The organism is Massilia sp., assembly GCF_032106685.1.
Taxonomy (GTDB): domain Bacteria; phylum Pseudomonadota; class Gammaproteobacteria; order Burkholderiales; family Burkholderiaceae_D; genus Telluria.
Genome location: NZ_DAMCPG010000106.1, coordinates 1 through 1,208, shown reverse-complemented (window position 1 = coordinate 1,208; position 1,208 = coordinate 1). Strand labels below are relative to the sequence as shown.

Genomic DNA, 1,208 nt, shown 5'->3' with positions numbered 1-1,208 from the left:
CCTCAACGTACAGGAGATCCGCGGTCATGGACCGGTGACCCATATCGCCAATGCGCCCGCTTTCCTGACAGGCGTCGTCAACCTGCGCGGCCAGATCGTGCCGATTGTCGACATGCGCATCCGGTTCGGCCTCGAGACGGCCAGCTACAACGACTTCACGGTCGTCATCGTCCTGAACATCGGCGGGCACGTGATCGGCATGGTGGTCGACAGCGTGTCGGACGTGGTCACGCTCGAACCTGGGCAGGTGCGTCCGGCGCCTGCCCTGGGCGGCGCCATGCACAGCGAACAATTGCTTGGCCTGGGCACGCTCGGCGAGCGCACCCTGATCCTGCTCGACATCGCCCGCCTGATGGCGGCGCCCGACATGGGCCTGGTCGGCAGGGCTGCGGCCACCTGATACCCCATCCAATCATCCAAACATCGATATCATGAAATTTTCCGACATTAAAATCGCAAAGCGCCTGGCCATTGGCTTCGGCATCCTTTTCGGCCTGCTGATCCTCAGCCAGGTCATGGGCCTGTCCATGCTCACGCAAGTGAGCGCCAATGCGGAAAGGCTGGGCGAGCGCCGCATCCCCAACATCACCGCCACCAACGCCGTCCTGGTCGAAGTCAACGACATCGCCATCGCCCTGCGCAACATGATGCTCGACGCCGATCCGGCCGACCGCCAGAAGCAGCGTGAAGAGATCGCCGCCTCGGGCCGCGCGGCGCAGGAACAGCTGACGCAGTTGAGCAGCCAGCTGACCAATCCGGACGCGAGGGTGATTTTCGACCGCATGACGGCCGCCCACGACAAATACGTGCTGGGCCAGCAAGCGCTGCTCAAGCACATCGACAGCGGCGACGATAACGGCGCGCGCGATTACCTGAAAAGCGGCCTGCGTCCCGTCCTCGCCGAGCTGAAGAGCGCCATCAACGAGCAGGTCGCGCTGCAGCAGAAGCTGGCGCGCGACGCCGTTGCCGAGACGCGCGCCACCGACACCGCAACGCGCCGGATGGTCGCGGTCGTGTCGACCATCTCGCTGCTCCTGGCAGTCTTCGTCGCCTGGATCATCACCCGTTCCATCACCCGTCCGCTGGCGCGCGCGCTGGACGTGGCGAACACCGTGGCGGCCGGCGACCTGAGCAGCCGCATCGAGGTCACGTCCCGCGACGAGACCGGCATGCTGCTGCAGGCCCTGAAGACCATGAACGAGAACCTG

General features: G+C 65.1%; 2 protein-coding genes. Both read left to right on the top strand.

Annotation, left to right across the window (positions count from 1 at the left end; translation table 11 throughout):
• The coding region (locus RT688_RS23780; RefSeq protein WP_313707283.1) for a chemotaxis protein CheW at positions 1 to 400 on the top strand (400 nt) is incomplete at its 5' end.
• Positions 401 to 431: 31 nt separating this feature from the next.
• On the top strand, positions 432 to 1,208 hold a 777-nt coding region (locus tag RT688_RS23775; RefSeq protein WP_313707282.1), incomplete at its 3' end, for an MCP four helix bundle domain-containing protein.